This window comes from Halolamina pelagica (assembly GCF_001307315.1).
Taxonomy (GTDB): Archaea; Halobacteriota; Halobacteria; order Halobacteriales; family Haloferacaceae; genus Halolamina; species Halolamina pelagica_B.
Map to the genome: position 1 here is coordinate 1,037,415 of NZ_LGUC01000001.1, position 25,581 is coordinate 1,062,995.

Genomic DNA, 25,581 nt, shown 5'->3' on the forward strand with positions numbered 1-25,581 from the left:
GTGTACGGTGAAAACGGCCGATCATGGAGCGCGCCGACCCGCCGGACACCGACGACCGGGTCGACGAGTATCTCGCCCGGGTCCGATCGCTGCCGGGCGACAGCGTCGCCGGCGCGTTCGCCCCCCGACCGCCCACGAGCGCGCGAACCCCCACGACGCCTTCGCCGAGACGTTCATCGCCGACGCGCCGCTCTACGGCCCGCTCGCCGACCTCGATCTCGCCGTGAAGGAGAACGTCGCCGTCGGCGGCGTGACGACGACCTGTGGCACCGACTGCTTCGAGTGGACGCCCGACATCGACGCCGTCGCCGTCGAACGACTCCGGGCCGCGGGCGCGACGATCGTCGGCACCACGGATATGGACCCGTTCGCGTTCGGGACGACGGGCGAACTGAGCGCGCGCGGCCCGACACGGAACCCCGCGGTCGACGGCCACGTCCCCGGCGGCTCCTCCTCGGGCAGCGCCGCCGCGGTCGCCGGCGGGAGCGTCGACGCCGCACTGGGCACCGACACCGCCGGCAGCGTCCGCATCCCGGCCGCGTTCTGCGGGATCGTCGGCTACAAGCCCACCTACGGGCTGGTGCCCGCGGAGGGCGTCGTCCCGCTCTCACCGTCGAACGACCACGTCGGCGTCCTCGCTCGCACTGTCGAAACGGCCGCACGGGTGCTGGAAGCGACCGCCGGACAGGAAGCCACGCGACCGGCGTCGCTGGGCGCGCCCGCACGGCTCGCGTTCGTCGACGATCTCGATCGCGAGCCCGACGACCTGCGGTTCGGCGTTCCCGATGCGTTCATGGCGGCGGCGACGCCGGCCGTCGAGGCCGCGGCCGAGGCGGCGGTGACGAGGGCGGCGGTCGCACTCGACGCCGAGATCGACTCGGTCGGGTTCCCGGAGGCCGAGGCGGCCGTCGACGCCAACGACGCCGGGACGGTGATGGAGTTCGCGGCGCTGCTGGAGCGGGGCAGCCTGCTCGGCACGGGGTCGCGGGCTGGCCTCCGAGCGGCGCTGCGGCGGGCGAACGAGCGACGCGACACGCTCCCCGACCGCGTACTGGAGTTGATCGAGACCGGGCGCCGCCTGCCGTCGCGGGCACCCGACGCGTACGGGCGGACGTGGGACGCCCGCCGGCTGGCAGCCCGCCGCCAGCAAGCGCTGTTCGCCGAGGTCGACGTGCTCGCGATGCCGACGACGACGATTCCGGCACCCCCTTCGGCGCGGTGCCCGGCGACGGTGGGCCGTCGGTGCTCGACACGGTGACGAACACCGCGCCGTTCAACGCCACCGGCGCGCCCGCGGTGTCGATCCCCTGTGGCGAGGTCGACGGCCGCCCGGTCGGCCTGCAGTTGGTCGGGCCGCCGGGCGCGGACGGCTTCCTGCTCCGGGTTGCGGCGTCGGTCGAACGGGCGCTGACTCAGCCCAGCCAGAGCACGAACACGGCGTAGCCCGCAAGCATCGACGCGACGAGTAGAAACACGGCGACGCCGGAGGCGAGCATCCCCCCGGTCGCCCAGAGGGCGTTCTCCAGTGACTGCTCGACCGTGCGGTCGTCGCGGCGCAGTTCCAGCACGAACACGGTACCGAACATCCCGAGCAGCACCCCGAGCGGGCCGACCACGAAAAAGAGCACCAGCCCGGCGACGGCCGCGAGCAGCGTCGTCTGGTTGCTCGTCCCGCGCGCTCGTCCGGCGATGGCGCCGCCGAACAGGTCGACGACGAGCGCGAGCACGCCGACGACGGTGAAACTCGCCAGGAGCCACAGCGCCATGCCGTCGCCGTAGAGGAACTCGGCGTAGATCCCCGCCAGCGCGAGCAGGCCGGCGGGGACGCCGGGCACGACGCTCGCGACGACGGCGGCCACGAGCAGCGCGAGCGCAAGCAGCGTGACGGCGTCGAACACGTTCGGGGAAACGCCGGCGGGCTACAAGAACCTGGCCGGACGCACCAGCGGATACTTACGTGGAGAGGCGGAACGCCGAGTATGCCCATCGACCCCAACTTCGACCAGAACCGCGAGCGCGTCGAGGGGCGGAGGCCGCCGACGCCAGCGGCGAGGACCAGGACGAGGCGGCCGTCGCCGTCTGGGGGCCCGTGGATCCGCCGGAGAAGCTCGGCATCCACGGCACGCACGTCGCCGTCGACTACGACCTCTGTATCGCCGACGGCACCTGCCTCGAGGACTGCCCCGTCGACGTGTTCACGTGGGTCGATACGCCCGACCACCCCGAGAGCGACCGCAAGGTCGAGCCCACGTTCGAGGACCAGTGTATCGACTGCATGCTCTGTGTCGACGTGTGTCCGGTCGACGCCATCGACGTGGACGCGAGCCGCGCCGGCGGCGGCGGGCTCTAGGCCGACTTTCGGAGCTCCCGCACGCCGACCAGGAGGTAGAGGAACCCGACCAGTCGCGTGCCGGTGTACACCCACGGCCGCCACTCGACGGCCGACGCGTCGCGGTAGGCCGCCTTCGCGCCGTAGTTCACGTAGGCCCGCGGCCGGAGGAACGCCAGCAGGCCGACGGCGCCGAGGAGCTTCTTGAACTGCGAGTAGGACCGGTCGCTGCGCCACAGCAGCACGAGGAACAGCAGTCCTTCGAGTCGCGCGCCCGGGAGTACCCACGAACGCAGTTCGCTGGCACCCGGATCGTCGAGTGCGACCGACTGGGCGGCCTCGATGAGCGCCCGCGGCGCGAGCACCTCGACGGCACAGATCGCGGTGAACAGTTTGCGGAGCATGGACGGCGTTTGGGGACCCGTGGGGATGAGTATAGACCGCTTACGTCCGGGGCCGTGGCCGCCTCGATCGTCCTCAGAGCTCCGGCTGCTCGACCGTCTCCGCCCAGAACGCGTCGTCGAGGTACCGCTCGTCCATCGCACGGCGACCGGCCCACTTCGCGACGCGACCGACCGACGCCCAGAGCGCCCGCTGGACGATCCGCGGGCCGAGGTCGATCCGGGTCTCCGCCCTGACGTACTCGGCCAGCAGCAGCCCCTGAACGAGGTCGGGCTCCCCGTACTGGCCGTCGTCGCCGAAGTAGCCCTCGTGGTCGAGCCCCGCGGACATGTACTGGGTGTCGATCGTCCGCGTCCACGGCACTTCGACGCGGAACGCGACGAACTCGTCGGTGTCGTTCCGGAAGTAGTGGGGCTCGCCCGGGTGGACCGCCTGTTCCTCGCCTGGGGCGACCCGTTCGGGCTCGCCGTCGACGACGACGGTGAGTTCTCCCTCGAGCACCCGGAACGTCTCGGACTCGCTCGCGTGGACGTGGGGCGGGAGTTCGGTCGCGTCCGGCGCCAGCCAGACGAGCATCGCCGGCGTTCCCGTCTCCGACTCCGGGTAGCGAAGGATCGTCGACCAGAACCCCATGCCGGGGCTGGACGCAAGCGCGTGGGAGGACTCCGAGAACAGCGTCATCGCGGGGCCGTCGGGATCGACTTCCAGCGCCGGGCCGTCGGTCGGCTCGCCGGCGTCGTCAAGGGGTCGTCCCGTCGTCAGCGTGACCATGCGGGATGTCACGAAGATCGACGTAAAGGACTGTTGAAACTTCGTTCGACGCGGGCCGTGCCGGGACGAGCGACAGCTCTCGGTTCAGTCCCAGTACTCGCGGTGTTCCTTCGCCGCCGTAGTACCGTAAGTCTCGACCAACGGCTCGCACGCGTCGCCGAAGGCGCGCATCGTCATCCGGGTCGACACTCTGTCCAAGTCCGACGCAACCGCATCCCACTCGCGGTTCTGGAGCACCTTCTCGACGAGCAGGCGCTCGGCGGACGGCTCCAGTTCCGCGTCGCCGAGGACCAGGTCCCGCAGCGCCAGTTCGGTGAACGCCGCCGGCGCGGCGTGGTAGCTGCCCATCCCGTTGGCGGCGTCGACGACGACCCGCCAGTCACGCCCGGAGAGTCCCGGTTCCTCGGGAACAGCGTCGTCGTCGACCGCACGCAGCGCCCGCCGGACCACGTTCGGGTCGAGATCAGCGAGCGGCCCGGTCAGTACCCCGGGTGCGCGCTCCCGGAACCACTCGGCGTGCCGGGCAGCGAGGTCGGCGCCGTCGTCGGTGAGCGGTCGGACCATCAGCGCCGAGTGCTCGCCGCTGGCGTCGTTTTTCGTGGTGGAGAGGTGGACCGTCCGGTAGCCGTTCTCGGCCCAGAAGTCGAGCAGGTCGGCGGTAGCGCCGTAGCCGACGCCCAGATAGTCGACACGCTCGCCGCGCAGGTCGGCGTCGCGGCCATCGTCGTCCCGGAACTCCGACTCGACCTCCGAGAGCAGCATCGAGCCGAGCCCGCCGGATCGTACGGCGTGGTGGGTCGCGATGCGCATGACGCGGTAGCCGACCGGGCCGCCGCCGTCGCGGTCCCGGAGCTGGCTAGTGAACACGTCCGGAAGCATGTTCCCCCTGATCCGCTCGCCGCAGTAGACGCGCTCGCTGGTAGCGTCGTCGAGGCCGCCCTCGCGTGCGAGGAGGGCGACGCTGACCACGCGTCCCTCGTGCAACAGCGCCCGGCAGGTGAGGTTCGGCGCGTCGAGCAGGCGTGCGAGGTCGTCGGGCTCGGTTCGGTAGTGGGCGAGGACGAGCAGGCCGAACGCCTCCCGCAGCAGGTGTTCGTCCGCGAGTAGGTCTTCGGGGGTGAGCTCCTCGTAGGTGACCGTCTCCGGGGCGGCGCCGGCGACCAACTGGGCCACCGGTGGGCGGGCGTCGAGCAGCAGCGCGCGGAACGCCCACGACTCCACGGGGTCGCCGGCCGCGTAGCGGATCGGCTCGTCGAGGCGCACGTCGATCACCTCGCGCTCGGCGTCGGCGAGGCTCCCGCGGAACCGCACGTCGAAGCTCCGGCCGGCGCCCTCGTAGCCGTGGACCGTCGTGCAGAACGCCGCCGGCGGGCCGTCGAGGAACCGCTCCAGCAGCGCGACCGGGAGCGCGGCGGCCTCGTCGACGATCACGGCGTCCGGGTCGCCCGGGAGATCGGCGGCTTCGGGCGGGCGGGCGAAGCGAACGCAGCCGCCCGACGCGGCGTCGATTCGGTCCGCGGAGTCGCTCCCGATCGATCCAGCGGCATCGAGCCGCTCCCGAGCGCGGGCGAAGAGCTCGTCGGCGCCGCGGCGGTCGGCGGCGGTCACGAGCACGTCGCGCCCTTCCCGGGCGAGCGCGCCCGCCGCGAGGCCGGCGGCACTGGACTTCCCCCGGCCGCGGTCGGCCTCGACGACGATCGCCGGCGGCGAGTCGCCGGCGGCCGCGTCGCCAGCTCGGAGCGCTTCCAGGTCGTGGACCGCCTCGACCTGGTCCTGGGTCTCGCAAGCGCGGTAGATCTCGTCGCCGAACAGGGCGTCTGCCGGCGGTTCGGGGGCTCGCGAGGGCGCGCGGGCCGCGGGTCGGTCAGCCCGTCGTCTCGGACCTCGACCGCGTCGCCCTCGGGGTCGTCGTACCCCTCGTCGACCTCGCAGATCGCAGTTCCCGGGTGGGCGCGGAGCGTCGCGACGAGTCGCGCCCGGAAGTTCCCGGCCACGTCCTCGACGCCGAACGGCGGGACGGCGAGGCTCTCGTCGAACCCGTCACGGCGGTCGGGCCACGAGTCGAGGTCGGGCGCGAGCAGGAGATAGAGGCCGCCGCCGTCGACGGCGCCGACGGTGCGCCCGATGGCGTTGGGCGAGCACTCGTCGTGGCCGTCGACGACGATCGCCTGCTGGGTTCTCCCGAGGAGGTCACGCGAGTGCCGGGGGCCGACGTGTTCGAACGGCCAGTCCGCGGCGGCGGAGACGGCGGTGCAGTCGGGGAGCGGGAGCCCCGCCGCCTCGATCGCGTCGACGGCCGCGGCGCGGGTGGCCTCGGGCGGGCCAGCGAGCACGAGCGCCCGCCGCTCGTTCGCGCGCTCGGCCTCCGCGTGCAGGCGGGGCGCAAGCGAGGAGAGGGTCATGGGGCGGGATTCGCCCGCCGGCGGTTTGCCCGTTTCGGCTCCCCTGTCGGGCGCTGACACGGTCCCAGCAGTTTGAACACGCTTTTACGTGGGGCTAGCGAATCGAGGATCGAAGCCTGTCCGGGGTTGATGATACTCCCCACCGTCAGGGACGCAGTTCCGGTGGGGCAGTCGAGCCCGCAGGCAGGACCGAGGTACTACAACAATGCCAGTTTACGTCGACTACGAGACCCCCGCCGACCTCGCCGACCGCGCGCTCGACGCGCTCGAGGTCGCCCGGGACACCGGCACCGTCAAGAAAGGAACCAACGAGACGACCAAGGCCGTCGAGCGAGGCAACGCGGACCTCGTCTTCGTCGCCGAGGACGTCCAGCCCGAGGAGATCGTCATGCACCTGCCCGAGCTCGCCGAGGAGAAGGGCATCGCTGTCGTCTTCGTCGAGACTCAGGACGACCTGGGTCACGCCGCCGGCCTCGAGGTCGGCAGCGCCGCCGCCGGCATCGTCGACGCCGGGGACGCCGAGGACGACGTGGAGGACATCTCCGAGAAGGTCGAGGAACTCCGATAACCTATGAGCGCAGAAGAGGAGAGCGGCACGGAATCGACGCCGGCCGAGGTGATCGAGATCGTCGGCAAGACCGGCATGCACGGCGAAGCCATGCAGGTCAAGTGCCGCATTCAGGACGGCTCGAACCAGGGTCGAATCATCACGCGGAACGTGCTGGGCCCCGTCCGCGAGGGCGACATCCTCCAGCTGCGGGAGACCCAGCGTGACGCCGACTCCATCGGAGGTGCCTGATGCCCCAGAACCGAACCTGTGACTACTGCGGCGACGACGTCGAGCCCGGCACGGGCACGATGTTCGTCCGCACGAACGGTAGCGTGATCCACTACTGCTCGGCGAAGTGCGAGAAGAACGCCGACCTCGGGCGCGAGCCCCGAGACCTGGAGTGGACCGAAGAGGGCGGCGACCACGGCGTCGAGGAGGACGTCGAGGAAGCCGAACCCGAAACCGACGCGGTCGAGGAGGAGGCCGACGAGGACGAAGCCGATTCCGAGGAAGCCGAGGACGAGGCCTCCACAGCTGACGAGGACGAGAACGACGAGGACGAAGAATGAGCGAGCGAGAGCGTACTTTCGTCATGGTCAAGCCCGACGGCGTGCAGCGTGGCCTGATCGGCGAGATCGTCTCGCGCTTCGAGGACCGCGGCCTGAAGCTGGTCGCCGGGAAGTTCATGCAGATCGACCAGGCGCTCGCCGAGGAGCACTACGGCGAGCACGCCGACAAGCCGTTCTTCGACGGCCTCGTCGACTTCATCACCTCCGGCCCCGTGTTCGCGATGGTCTGGGAGGGCGCCGACGCCACCCGCCAGGTCCGGAAGATGGTCGGCGAGACCGACCCCGCCGAGTCGCCCGCGGGCACGATCCGCGGCGACCTCGGCCTCGACCTGGGTCGCAACGTCATCCACGCCTCGGATCACGAGGATCCGGGCTCGAACGAGCGCGAGATCGACCTGTTCTTCGACGACGACGAGCTCGTCGACTACGAGCGCGTCGACGAAGGCTGGCTCTACGAGTAGCGCCGCGCTTCAGCCACTTTCTTCGCAGTTCGTGTACTCGTCAGCGGTGCCGCGGCCGAACGCGACGTTGCCCTCGGTTAGTCTGACGAGGACGAAGTGACAATTGCCGTCCACAGGGTTCTCCGTCTCGCTTACCTCGTGAACCGCGCTGGGGCCACCGTCGACCCGGGCGGCAACCGTGTACTGGCCACGTCCGGGATCGTAGTCCGGCGGGTCGATGTGGTGGCTATCGTCAGTGGCGAGTTCGTGGGACCGCCAGTAGAGCTTCTCCCCATCGCGGACGATCAGTATTGAGACGCTGAGTGCGTCGTCGGTGTCGTTGAACACGCCGACTGCGCCCAGACGTTGCTCAGCTCCTGTGTCAGAGGTTAAACATCCGGACAACCCAGCAGCGGAACAGACGCCTATATATTGAACGTATTCTCTTCTGTGCATAATTGAATATTGGTTATTTCGAGACGGAAATAGATTTGTTGGGTTTAGATGGAGGGTCGTTACTTTTCGATTTTAGATACTGGAGGATTATGAGCCCAATACAGAGGAATGTCGTTTTTAGTATGTTTAGTTATGGACTTTTCATCAATTACAATATTACCTTTCTTTTGTTCACTGATGATTTCTCCGGGGGTATTTTCTCAATTTCCCAATCATGGCCGGATTCATCCTCAGAAGAAAAGCTCTTTTTCGTTGTAGAATAGCTTCCAGAAGAAGTTGTTGAATCTCGACTTGGAATTTTTGGACTATATCCGTTATATAGCTCAAGACTCAATATTGCTTCTGGAGTGTTATTATAATAACTATTCACTCTAGTTACAACATCGAAGTAGTTTCTCTCCCCATCGCTCGACCAAGCTTCAAAGAAATAATAATTTGAGAACTCTTCGAATACACTGGTCCCGTATGTCCATTCGCGGTCAATTTCATAATCTGGTTTGTCAGTTCCACTTGTAGCCTCCATATAACTTGCCACAAGTTCTGTTGCAGTAATAGCATATCCTACCTTTGTACTTATTTCACTTATTGCAGCATTAGCAACTTCATAAGCAACATCAGAATAATCAAAACTAGGATCACCGTCATCGGGTTGTCGCGGTCGAGCCCCCATGTAACAGTTATCGGTATATTCTGCGAGGTTATCGCAAGTTCCTTGATTAACTGACGATCTCTGTGTGCTAAGTGCATTAAGAGAGTCTCCACTAGGATATTTCTCTGACCGCGCGACTGTATTTTGCTTGAACTTGTACCTCCACACATTATAATCGGAATCAAATTCAGCACCTATACATCCCACAGAAGTTGCTAGATAAATACCTTCATTTTTACCTTTTGCATTTTCTTTTTCATCACTCACTTCCCAAGTATTATTTGGGTCTGGTAGTGAGCAGCTTGAGGACGCCTTAACTGGAGTACTTAATACGCTACCGAGGATGACTCCAGAACTAGCGCCAGTAATTCCCTTAAGAACCGTCCGTCGGTTAGTATTCGATCCATCATTCCCAATATCAGAGTATCCATCTGACATTACAAAGATAAGATGATAGAAGCTGTATATAATAATTTTTTAATTTTAGTTATATAATATAATGTATATTATTCTTATAGATCTTATTTGCGGTCACAAACGTCTTTTGGCCGACGCTCGAATCCTCCGTGTATGCTCCTGAGAGCTCTCACGTTCGTCACCGGCGTCGCCAGCGCCGCTGCCCCCGAAAAACTGCTCGACATCTGCGCCCGCTCGACGCTCGCGGGCTACGAGAACCCCGAGGACCTTGAACCCGAGGACTGGTACGTCGACGCCACGCGCTACGCGGGCCTGCTGCTCGCCGTCGCCGCCCTGATCGCGCCGTTCCTGCCGACGCCCAGCGAGGGCGACGACGAAGCAGAAGAAGTCGAAGACGGGCCGGTCGTCGACGTCATCGAGTCGAGCGACTAACCCTCGAACGCTCGCTCCTCGCCCCGCACGCTGTCGATTATCACGTCGCCGTCGGGGCGCTCGGCCAACCAGAACAGCTTGTACGCGTCGGCGACGCGCGCGAACTCGATCTCGGGCGCGTCGGCGAGGATCGACCCCCGAAGCGTCCACTGAAACGCGGCCTCACGCGCTTTTTCGTCGGCCTGGTCGGGCGAGAACTCGCCCGGCAGCACCAGCACGTCCTCGACTCGCTGTTCCGTGACCGCGGGGAGCGTGTCGGCCCGGACCGCGAGCCGGCGCGACCGGTCGACGCTGATCACCCGGCGATCGGTCCGCGGGGCGAGCAGCGGTCGGTCCACCTCGATCTCGGCCTCGTACACCCGAAACGGGTACGCCACCGCGCCGACCCGGCCCGCGGACTCGACCGACTCCCGCGGGACCGACGGCTCGATGACCGGGAGTTCGACCGACTCCTGTTTGTTGCCGACGAGCGGGTGGTCCGCCGGGGGCAGACCGTTCTCACCCGAGACCTCGGCGTCACTCATCGTCGTCCCAGTAGCCCGAGGCGGCGACGTGGGCGCGGATGTTGTCGCCCTCGGTGATCGCCTTGGGCGAGGTCGGCGTCTCCGCCCCGCCGTCGGTCGCGTACTCGGGGTGCCCGGCGAGCCCTCGGCGTCAACGATCGCCGAGAGCGGCTTGTCGAACACGTCGAAGTGCTCGTCGACGTTCTCGGGCGGCTCAGTCAGCAGCGACACCGAGACCAGCGTGATCACCGAAACGATAAACGCCGGGAACAGGCCGTACACCGTCACGAGCCCGTACCAGAACGCCGCGGACTCGGGCGGCATCATCCCGACCCAGCCCAGCACCGTCGAGAGCTGTGTCCAGAGCACCATCGTCGCCGTACCGACGATCATGCTGGCGAGCGAGCCCGCCGCCGTGACGCGTTTCCACCAGAGCGTCGCGATCACGGTCGGCCCGATCGCGGCGCCGAGGCCGCCCCACGCGTAATCGAGCACGAGCGTGTAGATCGGCGTGTCCTTCGCGACGAACGCGAAGGCGACGCTCGCGGCGCCGAGCCCGAAGGTGACGTAGCGGGAGTAGCGCACCAGTTCCTCCTGGCTGGCGTCACGGTCGAGGAAGCCGTGGTAAACGTCCTCGACGACCGCGCTCGTCGCGACCAGGAGCTGGGAGTCCGCACTGGACATCATCGCCGCCAGTGCGGCCGCGAGCACGATGCCGGCGACGACGCTGGGCAGGAGATCGAGCGTCAGCCGCGGCATCGCGTTGTCGGGGTCGGCCAGCGCGCCGTCACCGAACATCGCGATCGCGTAGAGGCCGACCAGCGCCGCGCCGACGTACGCGACGAACATGAACAGCTGGGCGACCATCGCCGCCAGGCGGACGTTCCGCACATGGTCGATCCCCATGAACCGCACCATGATGTGGGGGTTGCCGGGAACGCCCAGCCCGATCGCGGCGTAGCTGATGACACCGAAGACCGCGGCCCAGCCGGCCATCCCCGCGGTGATGCTGGTCGCGGAGTCGCCCGCCGCGGCCGCGACCGCCTCGAACGGCAGCCCCATCTCGGTGAAGGCGAGCACCGGGAGGATGATGAACGCGATCAGGATGATGGCGCCCTGGAAGTAGTCCGACCACGCGACCGCGAAGTAGCCGCCGAGGAACGTGTAGCCGATGACGATGATCCCGCCGACGATGATGCCGATCCAGGGCTGGATCCCCGTCAACACCTGCAGCAACGTCCCGGCGGCGACGATCTGGGCGCCGACGTAGCCGCCCTCGAACAGCATCAACACGAGCGCCGAGACGGCTTTCACTCGGCCGGTGTCGTCGCCGAGTCGCGTCTCGAAGAAGGTCGGCAGCGTCACCGAGCGGACGATCTCGGTGTACTTCCGGAGCCGTTTCGCGATGCCGGCCCACGCGAACAGGTCGGCCGGGATCATCCCCAACCCGTTGAGAAAGGCCATGATCCCGGTGCCGTAGGCGTCCGCGGGCACGCCGAGCGTGAGCCAGCCGCTCATCTCGGAGGCCCGCTCGGAGAAGCCGGTCACGACCGGCCCGATCTCGCGGCCGCCGATGACGTAGTCGCCGACGGAGTCCATGAAGCGGGAGGCCCACAGGCCGATCCCGACGAGGACGACGAGGTAGAGCGCGAACGTGCCGAGCACCCACACCCCCGCCGCGCCCGCGATGCCGCCAGTGCCCTGCATGGGCACGAGCGCGCCGCTATGCATGGTCGCCCTCCTCGTACTGCTCTCTGAGCGCCCGTTCGCGGCGCCCCTCCCAGACGTAGTACACGATCAACATCACGAAGAAGATCGCGTACGGTCCGACGACTCCGAGCCAGTCGAGTGTACTCATCGCGGCCATACTCGAACGGCCGTTCGCGAATCAGCCGTATATATGTTTGCTCACGGCCTGATAAATAAATAGGACGACGGCTCAGTCGGCGGTGTTCAGATAAGGATGAAGAGTGAGGCGGGACGATCTGTGAGTGGTCAATGCTCGAAATCGCCCGCCTCAACGGAGGTAGCGACTGCTTCGAGTTAGATTTTGTGAAGCGAGAGGCGACACCCGAGCCCGCGATGAAGCTCGGTATCCGACTCCATCTGGCTGGATTATCACTTTCGGATACCATTTCGATTCTCGATAGGTTGGGTGTCGAACGCTGTCGAACGACCGTTCACAACTGGGTGCAGAAGGCCGATTTACAGCCGCTTGGCGGTGCAAATCCGGATCACGTCGCGGTTGACGAGACCGTGATCCAACTCAACGATGAACGGTTCTGGCTGTACGCTGCTGTCGATACCGACACGAACCGCTTGCTGCACGTCAAGCTCTCTCCGACGAGAAATCAAGCGATTACCGAGATGTTCCTCTCCGAACTCCGCGAGAAACATCTCGTCGATGACGCAGTCTTTCTCGTCGATTCTGCACCGTGGCTGCAAGCAGCACTCCACCGACATGGCCTCGATTACCGATACGAAAAACACGGTAATCGGAATAGCGTCGAACGTGTCTTTCGAGAACTAAAACGACGAACTAACCAGTTCTCAAACTGTTTCAGCCATGCCGAAGCAGATACTGTCGAAAATTGGCTTCAAGCGTTCGCCTTCGCATGGAACCAGCTTATCTGAACACTACCTGGCATGGGGGCACAAGACTTACTTACTCGTGTGGCATACTGTGACATGCATGGCGACGTCAGAGCAGCACTCCGCCGACGAACTGTTCGACGAGTTCCTCGAAGACCGCGGACACGACACACAGGGATGGGAGGAGTCCTATAACAAGAAACAGTGTCCGGACTGCGGCGGCCTTCACGAAGCGACTGCGGTGGAGTGTTCGGTCTGTGGCTGGCGGCCCTGAGCCACGGACACCCGCGTCTCGCCGTCTCACGAACCCACTTCCTTATTGGGGACCGGCCCCTGTAACCGGTAATGACCGAGTCGGACGTTCACGTCACGCGCCTGTTCGGTGGGCCGGGGAGCGGGAAGACGACTGCGCTCCTCGACCGGGTAGAGGAACTACTTGAGGACCCCGACGTGACTGTTCGGGACGTGCTGGTGGTCTCTTACACCCGCGCAGCGGCGGCGGAGATCCGTGAACGCCTCGCCGAGCGCCTCGACACGACGCCGCGAGCCCTCCAAGGGAACGTCTCCACGATGCACGCGAAGGCGTACGAACTGCTCGACCTCTCGCGGGGCGACGTGGTCGGCGAGAGCGACAAGGAGGAGTTCTGCGAGGAGTACGGCGTCGAGTACGAGGACGAGAAATCGGGCGCCGGCCGGCGGACCGCGCGGTCGACGACGCTCGGCAACAAAGTGATCGCGACCTCCCAGTGGCTCCAGCGAACCGACCGCGAGGTCGCGGACTGGTACGACGTGCCGTTCCAGTGGGACGTGGAGGACGTTCGGCTCCCGCCCGAGATCGACCCCAACGCCCAGGAGGGGAACAAGTACACGCCGACGTGGCCGTCCGACGACGACCGCCTCGACGTGCCCGAGGCGATCCGCGCGTGGCGCAACTACAAGGGCGAGAACGGGGTCGTCGGCTTCGCCGACATGCTCGAACGCGTCGCCCAACGCTCGCTGCAGCCAAACGTCGACTACCTCATCATCGACGAGTTCCAGGACATCACGACGCTGCAGTCGAAAGTGTACGAGGAGTGGAAACCCCACCTGGAGAAGGCGCTGATCGCCGGCGACGACGACCAGGTCGTCTACGCCTGGCAGGGCGCCGACCCCGACCTCCTGCTGGACGAGGACGTCGACGAGGACGTGGTGCTGCCGAACTCCTACCGCCTCCCTTCCCGCGTGCTCAACGTCGTGAACAAGGAGATCCGCCACATCGACAAGCGACAGGAGAAGGATCTCCGGCCACGGAAGGAGGGCGGCCGCGTCGAGGCCGCCGAGTCGCCGTCGATGCTCGAGCTCGTGCGGAACGTCCGCCACACCGTCGAACAGGAGGACAGAAGCGAGGACGGCGACGGGACCGTCATGCTGCTGTTCCGGGCGCGCTACCAGATGTTCGACTTCGTCGACGAGTTCATCGACGAGGGGATGCCGTTCTCGTCGCTCACGGATCAGCGGCTCTGGACCGACCGGCTCACCGACTACGTCCGGGCGATCGAGGCCGTCGACGCCGGTGAGCGCCTCACCGCACTCCAGGCACGGCGGCTGGCGGACATCCTGCAGGAGTCGGCCTTCGGCAGCAGCGAGCGCGACGACCTCTACGACCTCATCGACGAGATCGAGGAGCAGTCCGCGAAGGACGATCTCGCGGAGATCCCGGTCGCGCCGGACGCCGTCGAGGACGTGGTGCCGTTCATGCCCGGCCCCCGAAGCGGGGGACATGGCCCGCAAGATCACCTCCTTCCAGCGGAAGTCGATGAAGGCGTACTTCGAGGGCGACTACCGCGGGATGGAGCCCGACCGCGTCCGCGTCGGGACGATCCACTCCGCGAAGGGTCGCGAGGCCGACCACGTGTTCGTCGCGACGGATCTGACCGAGAAGGTGGTCGAGCAGATGGCCGCACAGGCCGAGCAGGAGGGGATCGACACGCCGGGCGACGAGGAGTTCTCCAAAACCACCGACCCCGTGCCGGTGCTGACCGACAACGAGCGGCGCGTGTTCTACGTCGGGATGTCCCGCGCCCGGGAACGGCTCGTCCTCATGGAGAACCTCGTCACCGGCGCGCCGACGCTGCCGATCAGCGTAGTGCTGTTCAACGAACTCAGAGAGGATCCGCCGGGAGCGCTCATCGACGAGGTGCAGGAGTCGCTGGAGGCGCCCGAACCCGAGCCGTGACACGGCCACTCGCCCCCGGGGCGCCCGAGGTCGCCGCCGACCACCCCGACGCCCCGAGACCGACCTCCAGTCGATCGCCGAGGCCGTCGAGCACGCGGGCGCCGCCGGCTTCGTCGCCGTCGGCGACCGATTCGCCGACGATCTACGCTACCTCTCGCGGTTCGGCGGCCCGGATCGCGACTACGCCGTCGTCGTCACTCCCGATCGTGCCGCGCTGACGGCGCCGGGACTGTTCGACGAGCAGGCCCGCCGCGAGTTCGTCGACGGCGCGCCCGACGACGGGATCGCCCGCGAGGTTCGGACCGAGAACCAGGGCGAGCCCGCGGGCGTCCGCGCGGCCGCCGCGCTCGCGGACGCCGCCGCCGAAGGCTCGTCAGTCGTCCTTACCCCCGCCAGCATCCCCCACGACGCCGCGCTCTACCTCGAAGAGGCCGGCTACGAACTCGAGTCGACGACCGCCGCCGCCGAGGCGCGTCTGCGCAAGCGCGAGGCCGAACTCGCCTGCCTCCGGCGCGTGCAGGCGGTGACCTGTCGCGGGATGGCCCGTGCCGAGGCCGTCCTTGCGACGGCGGAACCGGACGGCGACGACTTGCTGTACGAGGGCGAACCGCTCACGACCGAGCGCCTGCGGCGGGAAGTCGACGCCGAGATGGCTCGCCACGGGATCCGGAGCGCGGGTAACACCGTGATCGGCGCCGGCGAGACGGCGGCGGATCTCCACTACACCGGGATCGACCACATCTCGCCGGGTGAGACGGTGCTGCTCGACATCTCGCCCCGCGGGCCGCACGGCTACTACGGCGACCTCACGCGGACGTTCGCCGTCGCCAGCGAGGGCGGCTGGGAGCGTCGCGCGTTCGTCGCCGTCGAACAGGCTCACGAGACGGCGCTCGAACACGTCGAAGCGGGCGCCACGGCCGGAACGGTTCATGAGGAGGCCGCGGCCGAACTCACCGCCCACGGGTTCCGGATCGACTCGTCGGATGTCGGTTTCACCCACGGCGTCGGCCACGGCGTCGGCGTCAGCCTCCACGAGGGGCCGTCGCTTCGGGCCGACACGCCGCTGGATCCGGGCAACGTCGTCACCATCGAACCCGGCGTCTACGACCCCGACACCGGCGGCGTCCGGATCGAGGATCTCGTCGCCGTCACCGAGCACGGCTACGAGCGACTGGCGACGTATCCGGTCCGATTCACCCCGGTCGCGCCCGAGTAATCCGGCCCCGACTTTTTGAGAGAGAACGCGACCAACTCCCCTGTGGTCTGAACCGGGCCGTGGGGTGGTCGAGGCGGGAGCACGGCGTGCCCCTCACGGCGGCGACGACGCGCCGTCTGTTCGCCAGGATCCGTAGGGCCGGCTCCGCCCTACTCCTCCTCGGACTCCTCGCTATCGGCGACGGCGCCCTCGACCGCTCGCTCTGCGGCCATCCCCGGCAGGTCGCCGGGCGTGGTCAGGTACTTGGGAAGCAGCACCATCAGCACCGCGACCAGCAGGAAGGCGCCGCCAACAGCGGTCTCCCCGCCGAGCAGTCGCTCGGTCGCGTAGATCCCCAGCGGGATCGCGAACACGAGGCTGCCCGCAACGCCGACGGTTTCCAGCAGGCCGAGTCGCATCACCGCCGCGTAGGCGCCCGATCGGCAAAACCCTCCCGTAACGGAATCGAGAGTGGAAACGTTCTTGAGACGCGACGGCGGATCTCAGAACGTGTTCACCGGCATCGTCGAGCGGACGGGCGAGATCACCGACGTGAACGAAACCGCGGATGGGCGCCGCCTCACCGTCGCGGCGTCGGGACTGGACGATCTCCATCACGGCCAGTCGATCGCCGTTAGCGGTGTCTGTCTCACGGTCGAGGCGTTCGACACCGCGGACGGCTGGTTCGAGGTGTTCCTCGCGAGCGAGACAGTCGAGAAGACGTACCTGGGCGAGCTGTCGGTGGGGGACCCGGTCAACATCGAGCGCGCGCTCCCGGCCGACGGGCGCTTCGACGGCCACGTCGTGCAGGGGCACGTCGACACCACCGCGACCGTCGAGGCGATCGAGCAGGTGGGCGAGGACTGGCGCTACACGTTCTCTCTCCCCGCCGAACTGAGTCAGTACGTGGTCGAGAAGGGGTCGATCGCCGTCGACGGCATCAGCCTCACCGTCGCCGCGCGCGACGAGGATCGCTTCGAGGTCGCGATCATCCCGGCGACCCGCGAGATCACGACGCTGTCGGCGAAAACCGTCGGCGACCCGGTCCACCTGGAGGTAGACGTGATGGCGAAGTACGTCGAGCGGATGACGGACGGCTATCGCTGAGTCGTCGTCGCGTCGATTCAGTCGGCCTGCCCGGAGCAGGCTTCCGCGCCGCCGTCGGCCTGGACGGGCTCGGGCGGGTTCAGCTGGTAGAGATTCTGTCGCGCGTCGGCGAAGTAGACGTCCTCGTCGACGACCCCGATCCCTTCCAGTCGTTCCAGTGCGTAGCGAACCGTCCGTGCAGAGAGCATCGACTCCTCGACGATCCCTTTCTGCGTCAGCGGGCCGTCGTACTCGAGCACTTTGAACACGAGCTTGGCACTTGGTGGGAGGTCGTCGAGGCCCTCCTCGTCAGTCTCAGTCATCATTTCGGATCGAAACCCTCCACCGGCATAAATCTTCGTGGACTGGTGTCGTGGCCCAACACGTCCGACAGCCAAGCGAACTCCTTTTGTCGGCGCGTCACGGAGTCGTCGGCATGGCTACGGAGAGTTCTCGCGGGCTGTCGGACCACGTCCGCGGGGTAACCGTCACGACGCTCGCCTGTCTGGCCGGCGTTATCGCGGCCGTCGTGACCGCGATCGTGTTCGGTACCGACCCGTCGGCGGTGTCGACGACGACGCCGTTAGCGGTCGTCGCGGCGTTCGTCATCGCTCAGTACCCGATCCTCTATGCCCTCCGCGTCGACGTGTCGGCGTTCGGCATCAAGGACAATCTCTACGTCGCGTTCATGACGTTCGCGCTCTGGTTCCTGAGCAACACCATCATGCTCTCGACCGGAGTGAGTTTCTGATGTCCAGCGACAGTATCGCGGTCGTGGATCTGGATCGCTGCCAGCCCGACCGATGTAACTACGAGTGCCAGAACTTCTGCCCGCCCAACCGGACGGGCAAGGAGTGCATCACACTCCGCGGTGAGGACGCGATGGAGGGCGACCCCGACCAGATCCACATCTCCGAGGAGATCTGTCTGGGCGAGTCCTGCGGCATCTGCGTCGAGAAGTGTCCCTTCGACGCGATCGAGATCATCAACCTCCCCTCGGAACTCGAGGAGGAGCCCGTCCACCGCTACGGCGACAACGCGTTCGCGCTGTACGGACTGCCGACGCCCGAACCGGGCAAGGTGACCGGGATCCTCGGCCCCAACGGGATCGGGAAGTCGACCGCCGTTCACGCGCTGGCTGGCGAGACGACGCCCAACCTCGGCGAGTACGAAGGCGATTCGGACTGGGAGGCGGTGCTCGACCGCTACCGCGGCACCGAGCTCCAGAACTACCTCGAACAGCTGATCGACGGCGAGATCGAGGTCGCGCGCAAGCCCCAGTACGTCGACCAGATCCCCAAGCAGTTCGACGGGAAGGTGCGCCAGCTGCTCGAACGGACCGACGAGCGCGGCGAACTCGACTACCTCGTCGACGAGCTCTCGATCCGGCCGGTGCTGGACCAGGCGATCGACTCCATCTCCGGCGGGGAGCTCCAGCGCGTCGCGCTCGCGGCCACGCTGGCTCGGGACGTGGATTTCTACTTCCTCGACGAGATCACGCCGTACCTCGACATCAGCCAGCGGATGACTGCCGCCCAGCTGATCCAGGAGCTCTCGGAGGACGGCGACCGCTCGATGCTGGTCGTCGAGCACGACCTCGCGATCCTCGACCTGCTCGCGGACACGCTGCACATCACCTACGGGGAGCCCGGCGCGTACGGTGTCGTCACCGACCCCAAATCGGTCCGTAACGGCATCAACGAGTACCTCTCGGGCTACCTCGACAACGAGAACATGCGGATCCGCCCCGAGTCGATCACGTTCGAGGAGCACGCGCCGCGTGCCGCCACGAAGGGCCAGCCGCTGGTCGAGTACCCCGACCTGCACAAGTCCTACGGCGAGGGCGAGTTCTCCCTCGACGTGGAGGCCGGCACCATCTACGAGTCGGAAGTGCTGGGCGTCGTCGGCCCCAACGGGATCGGGAAGTCGACACTCGCGAAGATGTTCACTGGCGCGCTCGATCCCGACGAGGGCGAACTCGACACGCAACTGGATATCGCGTACAAACCCCAGTACATCGAGATCGACCAGCCAATGCGGGTCGACGCGTTCCTCTCGTCGATCACCGATCAGTTCGGCTCCTCGTACTGGAACACCGAGATCGCCCAGCCGCTCCAGCTGGAGCGGATCATGGAGCAGAACCTCGACGACCTCTCGGGCGGGGAGCGTCAGCGCGTCGCGATCGCCGCCTGCCTCTCCGAGGACGCCGACCTCTACCTGCTCGACGAGCCCTCCGCCCACCTCGACGTGGAGCAACGCGTGCAGGCCACCTCCGCGATCCGCCGCTACACCGAGAACCACGACGCGACGGCGATGGTGATCGATCACGACATCTACATGATCGACCTGCTGTCCGACCGTCTGATGGTGTTCGACGGCGAACCCGCCGACCACGGGACCGCCCGCCCGGCCCAGGAGATGCGCGCCGGCATGAACGATTTCCTGGCGGATCTGGACATCACGTTCCGCCGCGACGAGCGGACGGGCCGCCCCCGGATCAACAAGCCCGGCAGCCAGAAAGACCGCGAGCAGAAGCGCGACGGCGAGTACTACTACGCCAACTAAGCCGCGACCGTTTTCCGGAACCGCCCGACTATAACTCCGCCCGCCCGTACTCCCGAGTATGCTCCGCCTCGCCGTCGCCACCCAACAGGAGACGTTCGAGCGCATCCGCGACCCGCTTGCCGACCGCGGGATCGAGGTCGTCGCCGTGCAAGCCAGCGAGCGAACGCTGTCGCTTGCGGATCCGGCCCTGCCGAGCGTCGACGCCGGGCTCGTGTTCCCTTCCCGGCTGATGGAGGGCGGCGCCGTCGCGGCCGCGCTCGACGTGCCCTGGGTCAACGACCGCGAGGCGATCCTCACCTCCCGCAACAAGGCGGGGGCGCTCGCCGCCCTCGCCGCCGCCGACCTCCCCGTCCCCGAGACCACGCTCGTCTCCAACCCCGTCGACGACGACGCCGTCACCGCCGCCGCCGAGACGCTTCAGGCCCACGCCGGGACCGACTCACTCGTCGTCAAGCCCAACTCGACCACCCGCGGCGTCGGCGTCGCCCGCGTCGAAGATCCGGACTCGCTGCTGGGCGTGACCGACTACCTCGACCTCGTGCACGACTTCCGAGCCACCGGCGATCGCTCGTACCTGCTCCAGGAGTACCTCCCCGACGCGCGGGACTACCGCGCGATGATCGTCGACGGCGAGTACGCCGGCGCCGTCGAGCGGCGGCTGCCGGCAGCGGAGACCGAGGCGGGGAAGTGGAAACACAACGTCCACCGCGGTGCGGTGGCGGAGGGCGTCTCGCTCCCGCCGGCGGCACGGGAACTCGCCGAACGCGCGGCCGACGTGCTGGGTATCGACTACCTCGGCGTCGACCTCCTCGAGACCGAGGACCGACTGGTCGTCAACGAGACCAACGCGCGCCCGACGGTCGACGACGCGACGAAGTACGAGCCCGGCTTTTACGACCGACTGGCGGCGCTGATCCGGAAAACCGCGGAGTAAGGGCGCACGGCGCCGATCAGGCGAGGTCGATGTCGGCGGCGTCGTCGGACTTCTCGAAGCTGACCTCGAGCACGCCGTTGTTGAACGTCGCCTCGGCGCTGTGTTCGTCGACGCGGGTGGGGAGCCGCACCCGTTCACGGTACTCGCCGGCCTCGATCGTCAGCGTCTCCCCGTCGCACTGCAGCGAGATCTCCTCCTTGCTCGCGCCGGGAAGGTCCGCGACGAGTCGGAGCTGGTCGCCCTCGTCGAACGCGTCGACGTGGGCGTCGCCGTCGGCCTCCTCCCGACTCCCCCCATCATCCGCTCGATCTCGTCGAAGATGTCGCCGAACGGGTCTTCGCGGTCATCCCTACGCATGGGAGAGGGTAGACCAGCACCGCTCAAAAGCCTTCTGTCGGTGGCTATCGTGGTCCCTTCCCCGAATCTCGTCGGTCGACGCCGACGGAACCGGTCGGTTTGAAGTGCGATTGGCCCCAATCGCGGGACGATGGCTTCTTTCGCGACGCTCGATGCGCTGGCCGGGCGGTTCTCGGAAGCCCGGGTGCTCGTTCGCCTCGACCTCAACTCCCCGATCGAGGACGGAACCGTCCAGGACAACCGTCGGTTCGAGCGCCACGCCCGCACCGTTTCGGAGCTGGCGGGGGCCGGCCACCGGGTGGTCTGTCTGGCTCACCAGGGCCGCCCCGGCCGCGACGACTTCACCCACCTCGATCAGCACGCCGGGATCCTGAGCGACTACCTCGACCGCGACGTGCAGTACGTCGACGACATCTGCGGCGCGACGGCGATCGACGCGATCGCGGACGCCGAGCCGGGCGAGGTGCTGCTGCTGGACAACGTCCGGATGCACGACGACGAACTCGCCGACCGCGACCCCGAAGCCCACGCCGACGCCGACCTGGTCACGACGCTCGCCGAGGCCGCCGACGCCTACGTCAACGACGCCTACTCGGCTGCCCACCGCGGCCACGCCTCGCTCGTAGGGTTCCCGCACGTGCTTCCGGCCTACGCCGGCCGCGTGATGGAGACGGAGTACGAGGCCAACTCCGCCATCGCCACCCGAGAGTTCGACGGGCAGGTGACGATGGTCGTCGGCGGGACGAAAGCGACCGACGTGATTCAGGTGATGGACGCCATCGGCGACAAGGTCGACGCGTTCTGTCTGGGCGGCATCGCGGGCGAACTGTTCCTCCGGGCGGCAGGCCACCCCGTGGGCCACGACGTGGGCGGCTCGGACCGCTTCGACGAGCAGTGGGAACGAAACGAGGAGACGATCCGGGCCGTGCTCGACGAGCGCGGCGATCAGATCCACCTGCCGCTGGACCTGGCGTACGCGGACGAGTACGAGCAGCGCGCCGAGATCGCGCTCTGGCAGATCGACGAGAAGAGCACGTCGTTCCTCGACGTCGGCTCGGCGTCGATCGACAGCTACCGCGACATCGTCGCCGACAGCGAGGCGGTGTTCGTGAAGGGCGCGCTGGGCGTCTTCGAGGACGAGCGCTTCGCCGACGGCACGGTGGGCGTGCTCGAGGCGATCGCCGACACCGACTGCTTCTCGGTCGTCGGCGGCGGCGACACCTCCCGCGCGATCGGGATGTACGGGCTGGACGAAGCCGACTTCTCACACGTCTCGATCGCCGGCGGCGCGTACATCCGTGCGCTCACGGGCGAGCCGCTGGTCGCCGTCGAGACGCTGGAGAACTGCCGACCGAAAACGGAAGCGTAGCCGTTACAGGTCCCGACCGAGCCCCATTCCGAGGGTCTCGTTCGTCGTCGCGATGCTCTCGGCTTTGCTCGCGCTGTCGGTGATCGCGCGGATCGCGTCGACGTTCTCCGGCACCACGTCGGACTCCTGGTGGATCGCCTGGAACAGGTAGAGATCGTTTCCACGGATGGCGATGGAGTCCGCCCAGATGCAGTTCTCCCAGACGTCGCCGCGGGAGCGGCCGCTGTCGAGCGCGAACTCCTTGAGCTTGCCCGAGCCGTCGATGCCCGCGTAGCCGGGAACCAGGAACGTCCGGGACTCCTCGGCGAGCAGGTCGCGGACCGCCTCGGCGTCGGCGTCGCTCTCGAGGGTGACGTTCACCGAGTGCATATGCATCAGCGTCGCCGGCACCTTCAGCCCGAGCGTGTCGATCGAAATATCCGGGAAGATCGTCTTCACGTCCGGGCCGTGGTGGCTCGGCAGCGAGACGGGATCGGGGAGGATGTCGTCGATGGGGCCGCGGCCGGTCTGGCCGGGGTCGCCGCCGCGGCGCACCAGCGTCACCCGTGCCTTCTCGACGCCGTACTCCTCACGCAGCGGCGCGAGCAGGCGTGAGAGGCCTGTCGTGTTACAGGAGACGACGCGGACGTGGTCCGCGCCGATCGCGTCCTCGTAGTTGGCGCGGGCGTTGAACGACGTGTCGGCCACATCGGCGTCCTCGCCGCCCTGGTAGATCGCGGGCGTGTCGTGGGCCTCGTACACGTCGCGGTTCTGGGCGCCGATGCCGCTGGGGGTGGCGTCGACGATCACGTCCGCGGCCTCGACGAGGTCGTCGAGATCGCCGGCGACGGGGATGCCGGCGTCGTCGAACAGCTCGCGGCGCTCTTCGACGGCCGCGTGGAGGTTGTACCCCTTCGAGACGGCGGTTTCGGCCTCGAAGTTGGGCGAGGTCTTGGCGACCCCGACGATCTCCATGTCGCGCTGTGCGACGACCGCGTCGGCGACGCGTTTCCCGATGGTGCCGTAGCCGACCACACCGACTTGGATCATGCGAGTAGATGGGGCGCTAGCCGATAAGTAGGCGGCGGTTCGTCGTGCGGCCGTCGACCGCGAACTGCCCCGCACGCGGACGGCCTCAGGACGATTCAGCTCGGTCGATCGCACACGTCCGCGGGTCGCCAGTCCGGCCGAGGAACAACAACAGCAGCGACAGGCCGACGAGGCGCAGCAGGTTCCCGTCGAACGGGAGCGTGGCCATGGCGCCGACGAAGCCGAGCGCCCCAGTACGCCGGCGCCACAGCCCGCACAGCCTGCCGCGAGAAAGCCCGGGAGCACGCCGAGCAGCGTCGACGCGTTCCGCCGACGTGCGCGTCGGGAGAGCGTGACCGCGTGCGTGGCTGCGACGCCGGTCAGCAGCGCGTAGGCCACGATCAGCCCCAGCCCGATCCAGCCGACGCTTCCGTACGTCTCTCGCGTGAGCGTCGCGACGCCGTAGAGCAGATCCCCGGATTTCGAGCCAGCAGCTGGACCGAGAACTCGGGGAACGTACTCAAGATCAGCGCGGCGTAAGTGAGCGCCGTCGCGCCGCCGGCGACGACGAGTCGTCCGTCCGACGTGAGCGGATGGACGAGCGCGGCCCGAAGCTGGTCCATCCACCCCGGGCGCCCGACCGATCGGCCGTCGCTCATGCGTTCAGCACCTGCTCGATCGCGTCGGCGAAGTTCTCGTAGGGGTGGGCGCCGACCAGCTTCCCGGCCGTCCCCGTCTCCCGGTTGTAGAGCACGAACCCGGGTGTCCCCCTGATGCGGGACGACTGCGCGACCGCGACGTTCGGGGCTATCGACTCACGGATCGCCTCGGTTCGGGACTCTCGACAGTCGTCGACGGCCGCGGCGGGGACGCCCTCGGTCTCCTCGGTGATCCGGGCGAACGTCTCCTCGTCGGCCCAGTCGGTCCCCGACGCCGGCTGTGCCTCGAACACCGACGCGTGCCACCGCCAGAACGCCGCCGGGTCGTCGGCGGCGACCTGCGACCAGACACACCGGCTCCAGACCGCTGCGGGCATCGAGTACTCGCCGATGTTCGGGTAGGAGAGCGCGACCAGCCGCACGTCCCCGGTGTCGACGTGGTTTCGCCCGACCGCCGGGAGCGTCTCCCGATCGAACTGCGCACAGAACGGACAGAGGTAGTCCGTCCAGTAGTAGAGGTCGACGGGCGCGTCTGGGTTGCCGGCGATCGGGCGCCCGGCGAGTTCGACCCCGAACCCGGTGGTCTCCTGACTCGTGTGGGAACGCTCGGGGACGTAGACACCAGCATCCGAGCCCGATCGAGTGGCGAGATACGCGACGCTCCCGCCGAGTGCAACGACGCCGACGCCGCCAGCGATCGCTCGCCGGCGGGATATCGACCGCCCGTCGCCCATCTACGCGCCGGTGTGTGACGAGACGAGCGTTCGGAGCTTCGACTCGTCCTGCATGCCGACGAGGCGCTCGACCGGCTCGCCGTCGGCGAACAGCATCATCGTCGGGACGCCGCGGACGCCGTACTCCGCGGCGAGCTGCTGATTGGCGTCGACGTCGACTTTCGCGACCGCGGCCTCGGTGTCTTCGGCGATCGTCTCCACGACCGGTTCCAGCATCTGACACGGCCCACACCAGTCGGCGTAGAAGTCGACCAGCACGACGCCGTGCTCGTCGGTCGTCGATTCGAGGTCGGCGGCTCCGGCGACCGGGATCGGCTCCGTCGGCGCGTCGTCCGCGTCGTCCGCGTCGTCGTCCCCTCGGCTCGCTCTCGAAGCTCTTCGAGCTTCCTCTCACGGATCTCCTCGATGTCTTCGGTCATTACCGGCGCTTTCGCGCTCGCTGGGCTTAGGTGTTTTGCAGTTTCTGTCCAATACCGGCGGGTCGTGGCCGCCCCAGTCGGCGTCGGTCAGGCTGTCGCGGCAGTCCCTGTCGTGCTGGCGTCCCAGTTGTTGATCCCGCCCCGCATCGCCTTCGCGTCGAAGCCGAGTTCGCGGAGCCGTCCGGCGGCGACGGCGGCGGTCGACCCGCTGAAACAGACGACGGCGATCTCCCGGTCGTCGGGGAGTTCGGCCGCCGAGACCTCGAGTCCGATGAAGTTCTCCCCTTGAGCTGGTCGTAGATCGGGAGACTGTGACTCCCCGGGATGTGGGCTTCCTCGTAGCTGTAGGTCGGCCGAATGTCGAGGACGTACAGCTCGTCGCCGCGCTCTCGAACCGTCTCGGCGTCGATTACAGTATTGCTCATCTGGCCCAATATTGGCGCTTCGCGGGTATGAATCCTCCGCGAGTCGAGTTAGCACGCAGCGGTTCCGGCGGTGGTGAGGCGTCGTCGCAAGACCTATTCGGGT

At 67.2% G+C, this 25,581-nt stretch carries 32 protein-coding genes and 6 pseudogenes; 19 read left to right on the forward strand and 19 right to left on the reverse strand.

The features are described from left to right. Nucleotides 1–23 precede the first annotated feature (23 nt). From SY89_RS17120 to SY89_RS19000, 3 genes are read left to right on the forward strand one after another with little or no spacing between them, the layout of a single operon-like run. Entirely contained in the window at nt 24–227 is a 204-nt protein-coding gene (locus SY89_RS17120) for a hypothetical protein (protein ID WP_054583454.1), read from the forward strand. Then, nucleotides 224–1,258: an amidase gene (locus SY89_RS17575; protein WP_054583455.1), complete on the forward strand. Its 1,035-nt coding sequence runs from the start codon at nt 224–226 to the stop codon at nt 1,256–1,258. The genes SY89_RS17120 and SY89_RS17575 overlap by 4 nt, the downstream gene beginning before the upstream one ends. Next, on the forward strand, nt 1,255–1,443 hold the full coding sequence (locus tag SY89_RS19000; RefSeq protein WP_204374421.1) for an amidase family protein: 189 nt from the start codon (nt 1,255–1,257) through the stop codon (nt 1,441–1,443). Before SY89_RS17575 ends, SY89_RS19000 begins: the two co-directional genes overlap by 4 nt. On the opposite strand, the gene SY89_RS05510 is transcribed toward SY89_RS19000, so the two are convergent. Next, nucleotides 1,413–1,898 carry a DUF456 domain-containing protein gene (locus tag SY89_RS05510; protein ID WP_054583457.1) on the reverse strand — a complete coding sequence of 162 codons (486 nt, stop codon included), beginning with the start codon at nt 1,896–1,898 and terminating at the stop codon, nt 1,413–1,415. The genes SY89_RS19000 and SY89_RS05510 overlap by 31 nt on opposite strands. 81 nt (nt 1,899–1,979) lie before the next feature. Here SY89_RS05510 and SY89_RS05515 point away from each other — a divergent pair. After that, nucleotides 1,980–2,350: pseudogene (locus SY89_RS05515) on the forward strand (4Fe-4S dicluster domain-containing protein). Here SY89_RS05515 and SY89_RS05520 read toward each other — a convergent pair. The 3 genes and pseudogenes from SY89_RS05520 to tmcA form a co-directional block, all read right to left on the reverse strand. Next, nucleotides 2,347–2,733, reverse strand: a complete 387-nt coding sequence (locus SY89_RS05520) for a hypothetical protein (RefSeq protein WP_054583458.1) — start codon at nt 2,731–2,733, stop codon at nt 2,347–2,349. The pseudogene SY89_RS05515 and the gene SY89_RS05520 sit on opposite strands and share 4 nt — an antisense overlap. A 73-nt stretch (nt 2,734–2,806) precedes the next feature. Further along, a complete protein-coding gene (locus SY89_RS05525) occupies nt 2,807–3,502 on the reverse strand; it encodes a cupin domain-containing protein (RefSeq protein ID WP_054583459.1) in 696 nt (231 codons plus the stop codon). Between the two features lie 84 nt (nt 3,503–3,586). Then, nucleotides 3,587–5,904 (reverse strand): annotated as a pseudogene (tmcA, locus tag SY89_RS05530) (tRNA(Met) cytidine acetyltransferase TmcA). A 205-nt stretch (nt 5,905–6,109) separates the two neighbouring features. Between tmcA and rpl7ae the strand changes: the two are divergent. Genes rpl7ae through ndk form a run of 4 tightly spaced genes read left to right on the forward strand, consistent with a single transcriptional unit; the run spans nt 6,110 to nt 7,484 of the window. Then, nucleotides 6,110–6,472 (forward strand): 50S ribosomal protein L7Ae, encoded by a 363-nt coding sequence (rpl7ae, locus tag SY89_RS05535; protein WP_054583460.1) that lies wholly within the window; start codon nt 6,110–6,112, stop codon nt 6,470–6,472. A gap of 3 nt (nt 6,473–6,475) precedes the next feature. Further along, complete coding sequence (locus SY89_RS05540; protein ID WP_049979819.1) at nt 6,476–6,703, forward strand: 30S ribosomal protein S28e; 228 nt, start codon at nt 6,476–6,478, stop codon at nt 6,701–6,703. After that, on the forward strand, nt 6,703–7,023 hold the full coding sequence (locus tag SY89_RS19515) for a 50S ribosomal protein L24e (protein ID WP_054583461.1): 321 nt from the start codon (nt 6,703–6,705) through the stop codon (nt 7,021–7,023). Before SY89_RS05540 ends, SY89_RS19515 begins: the two co-directional genes overlap by 1 nt. Next, nucleotides 7,020–7,484 (forward strand): nucleoside-diphosphate kinase, encoded by a 465-nt coding sequence (gene ndk, locus SY89_RS05550; RefSeq protein WP_054583462.1) that lies wholly within the window; start codon nt 7,020–7,022, stop codon nt 7,482–7,484. Before SY89_RS19515 ends, ndk begins: the two co-directional genes overlap by 4 nt. A gap of 9 nt (nt 7,485–7,493) precedes the next feature. Here the strand turns inward: ndk and SY89_RS05555 are convergent, their stop codons facing one another. Together SY89_RS05555 and SY89_RS16450 are read right to left on the reverse strand one after the other, a co-directional pair. Then, entirely contained in the window at nt 7,494–7,811 is a 318-nt protein-coding gene (locus SY89_RS05555; protein ID WP_054583463.1) for a hypothetical protein, read from the reverse strand. Between the two features lie 256 nt (nt 7,812–8,067). Beyond that, nucleotides 8,068–9,006, reverse strand: coding sequence for a hypothetical protein (locus tag SY89_RS16450; RefSeq protein WP_144427140.1), 939 nt, complete (start codon nt 9,004–9,006; stop codon nt 8,068–8,070). A gap of 132 nt (nt 9,007–9,138) precedes the next feature. Between SY89_RS16450 and SY89_RS05565 the strand changes: the two genes are divergently transcribed. Next, nucleotides 9,139–9,417, forward strand: coding sequence for a hypothetical protein (locus tag SY89_RS05565; RefSeq protein ID WP_054583465.1), 279 nt, complete (start codon nt 9,139–9,141; stop codon nt 9,415–9,417). On the opposite strand, the gene SY89_RS19520 is transcribed toward SY89_RS05565, so the two are convergent. The 3 genes and pseudogenes from SY89_RS19520 to SY89_RS19005 form a co-directional block, all read right to left on the reverse strand. Next, the gene (locus SY89_RS19520; protein ID WP_054583466.1) at nt 9,414–9,941 is read right to left on the reverse strand and encodes a hypothetical protein; all 528 of its coding nucleotides are present in this window, start codon (nt 9,939–9,941) and stop codon (nt 9,414–9,416) included. The genes SY89_RS05565 and SY89_RS19520 overlap by 4 nt on opposite strands. Continuing rightward, nucleotides 9,934–11,627 (reverse strand): annotated as a pseudogene (locus SY89_RS05575) (sodium/proline symporter). Before SY89_RS05575 ends, SY89_RS19520 begins: the two are co-directional and overlap by 8 nt. A 16-nt stretch (nt 11,628–11,643) precedes the next feature. Further along, complete coding sequence (locus SY89_RS19005; protein ID WP_275575393.1) at nt 11,644–11,778, reverse strand: hypothetical protein; 135 nt, start codon at nt 11,776–11,778, stop codon at nt 11,644–11,646. A gap of 140 nt (nt 11,779–11,918) precedes the next feature. Here SY89_RS19005 and SY89_RS15750 point away from each other — a divergent pair, with 140 nt between their 5' ends. The 5 genes and pseudogenes from SY89_RS15750 to SY89_RS19290 all read left to right on the forward strand — a co-directional run bounded on the left by SY89_RS15750 (nt 11,919) and on the right by SY89_RS19290 (nt 15,943). Further along, nucleotides 11,919–12,554 carry an IS6 family transposase gene (locus SY89_RS15750; RefSeq protein WP_080506588.1) on the forward strand — a complete coding sequence of 212 codons (636 nt, stop codon included), beginning with the start codon at nt 11,919–11,921 and terminating at the stop codon, nt 12,552–12,554. Nucleotides 12,555–12,612: 58 nt separating this feature from the next. Further along, nucleotides 12,613–12,786, forward strand: coding sequence for an HVO_0416 family zinc finger protein (locus tag SY89_RS17125; protein WP_189319114.1), 174 nt, complete (start codon nt 12,613–12,615; stop codon nt 12,784–12,786). 71 nt (nt 12,787–12,857) lie between these two features. Next, a pseudogene (locus tag SY89_RS05585) lies at nt 12,858–14,727 on the forward strand (UvrD-helicase domain-containing protein). Next, on the forward strand, nt 14,724–14,945 hold the full coding sequence (locus SY89_RS19285) for a hypothetical protein (RefSeq protein ID WP_321163889.1): 222 nt from the start codon (nt 14,724–14,726) through the stop codon (nt 14,943–14,945). The pseudogene SY89_RS05585 and the gene SY89_RS19285 overlap by 4 nt, the downstream one beginning before the upstream one ends. A 296-nt stretch (nt 14,946–15,241) precedes the next feature. After that, entirely contained in the window at nt 15,242–15,943 is a 702-nt protein-coding gene (locus SY89_RS19290; protein WP_321163890.1) for a M24 family metallopeptidase, read from the forward strand. 149 nt (nt 15,944–16,092) lie between these two features. On the opposite strand, the gene SY89_RS05595 is transcribed toward SY89_RS19290, so the two are convergent. Continuing rightward, entirely contained in the window at nt 16,093–16,341 is a 249-nt protein-coding gene (locus SY89_RS05595; protein ID WP_054583469.1) for a DUF7533 family protein, read from the reverse strand. Nucleotides 16,342–16,432: 91 nt separating this feature from the next. On the opposite strand from SY89_RS05595, the gene SY89_RS05600 reads away from it, so the two are divergent. Further along, complete coding sequence (locus SY89_RS05600) at nt 16,433–17,029, forward strand: riboflavin synthase (RefSeq protein ID WP_054584671.1); 597 nt, start codon at nt 16,433–16,435, stop codon at nt 17,027–17,029. A gap of 17 nt (nt 17,030–17,046) precedes the next feature. On the opposite strand, the gene SY89_RS05605 is transcribed toward SY89_RS05600, so the two are convergent. Then, entirely contained in the window at nt 17,047–17,331 is a 285-nt protein-coding gene (locus tag SY89_RS05605; RefSeq protein WP_054584672.1) for a helix-turn-helix domain-containing protein, read from the reverse strand. 113 nt (nt 17,332–17,444) lie between these two features. On the opposite strand from SY89_RS05605, the gene SY89_RS05610 reads away from it, so the two are divergent. Genes SY89_RS05610 through SY89_RS05620 form a run of 3 tightly spaced genes read left to right on the forward strand, consistent with a single transcriptional unit; the run spans nt 17,445 to nt 20,507 of the window. Next, nucleotides 17,445–17,759, forward strand: coding sequence for an EMC6-like membrane protein (locus SY89_RS05610; protein WP_054583470.1), 315 nt, complete (start codon nt 17,445–17,447; stop codon nt 17,757–17,759). Further along, nucleotides 17,759–19,573, forward strand: coding sequence for a ribosome biogenesis/translation initiation ATPase RLI (locus tag SY89_RS05615; protein WP_054583471.1), 1,815 nt, complete (start codon nt 17,759–17,761; stop codon nt 19,571–19,573). Before SY89_RS05610 ends, SY89_RS05615 begins: the two co-directional genes overlap by 1 nt. 58 nt (nt 19,574–19,631) lie before the next feature. Then, nucleotides 19,632–20,507, forward strand: coding sequence for an ATP-grasp domain-containing protein (locus SY89_RS05620; RefSeq protein ID WP_054583472.1), 876 nt, complete (start codon nt 19,632–19,634; stop codon nt 20,505–20,507). Between the two features lie 16 nt (nt 20,508–20,523). On the opposite strand, the pseudogene SY89_RS05625 reads toward SY89_RS05620, so the two are convergent. Then, nucleotides 20,524–20,864 (reverse strand): annotated as a pseudogene (locus SY89_RS05625) (Hsp20/alpha crystallin family protein). 130 nt (nt 20,865–20,994) lie between these two features. Between SY89_RS05625 and SY89_RS05630 the strand changes: the two are divergent. Next, nucleotides 20,995–22,233 (forward strand): phosphoglycerate kinase, encoded by a 1,239-nt coding sequence (locus SY89_RS05630; RefSeq protein ID WP_054583473.1) that lies wholly within the window; start codon nt 20,995–20,997, stop codon nt 22,231–22,233. A gap of 3 nt (nt 22,234–22,236) precedes the next feature. Here SY89_RS05630 and SY89_RS05635 read toward each other — a convergent pair whose 3' ends face one another. The 7 genes and pseudogenes from SY89_RS05635 to SY89_RS19530 form a co-directional block, all read right to left on the reverse strand. Continuing rightward, a complete protein-coding gene (locus tag SY89_RS05635) occupies nt 22,237–23,262 on the reverse strand; it encodes a type II glyceraldehyde-3-phosphate dehydrogenase (protein ID WP_054583474.1) in 1,026 nt (341 codons plus the stop codon). A gap of 85 nt (nt 23,263–23,347) precedes the next feature. After that, complete coding sequence (locus SY89_RS19010) at nt 23,348–23,470, reverse strand: hypothetical protein (RefSeq protein WP_275575394.1); 123 nt, start codon at nt 23,468–23,470, stop codon at nt 23,348–23,350. A 172-nt stretch (nt 23,471–23,642) separates the two neighbouring features. Next, on the reverse strand, nt 23,643–23,900 hold the full coding sequence (locus tag SY89_RS17585) for a hypothetical protein (RefSeq protein ID WP_204374423.1): 258 nt from the start codon (nt 23,898–23,900) through the stop codon (nt 23,643–23,645). Further along, on the reverse strand, nt 23,897–24,634 hold the full coding sequence (locus SY89_RS05645; protein ID WP_054583475.1) for a DsbA family protein: 738 nt from the start codon (nt 24,632–24,634) through the stop codon (nt 23,897–23,899). Before SY89_RS05645 ends, SY89_RS17585 begins: the two co-directional genes overlap by 4 nt. Next, complete coding sequence (gene trxA, locus SY89_RS19295) at nt 24,635–24,892, reverse strand: thioredoxin (protein WP_321163891.1); 258 nt, start codon at nt 24,890–24,892, stop codon at nt 24,635–24,637. Between the two features lie 248 nt (nt 24,893–25,140). Beyond that, on the reverse strand, nt 25,141–25,326 hold the full coding sequence (locus SY89_RS19525; protein ID WP_394325749.1) for a rhodanese-like domain-containing protein: 186 nt from the start codon (nt 25,324–25,326) through the stop codon (nt 25,141–25,143). A 41-nt stretch (nt 25,327–25,367) separates the two neighbouring features. Then, nucleotides 25,368–25,478 (reverse strand): annotated as a pseudogene (locus SY89_RS19530) (hypothetical protein); the annotation flags it as partial. Nucleotides 25,479–25,581: the final 103 nt, after the last annotated feature.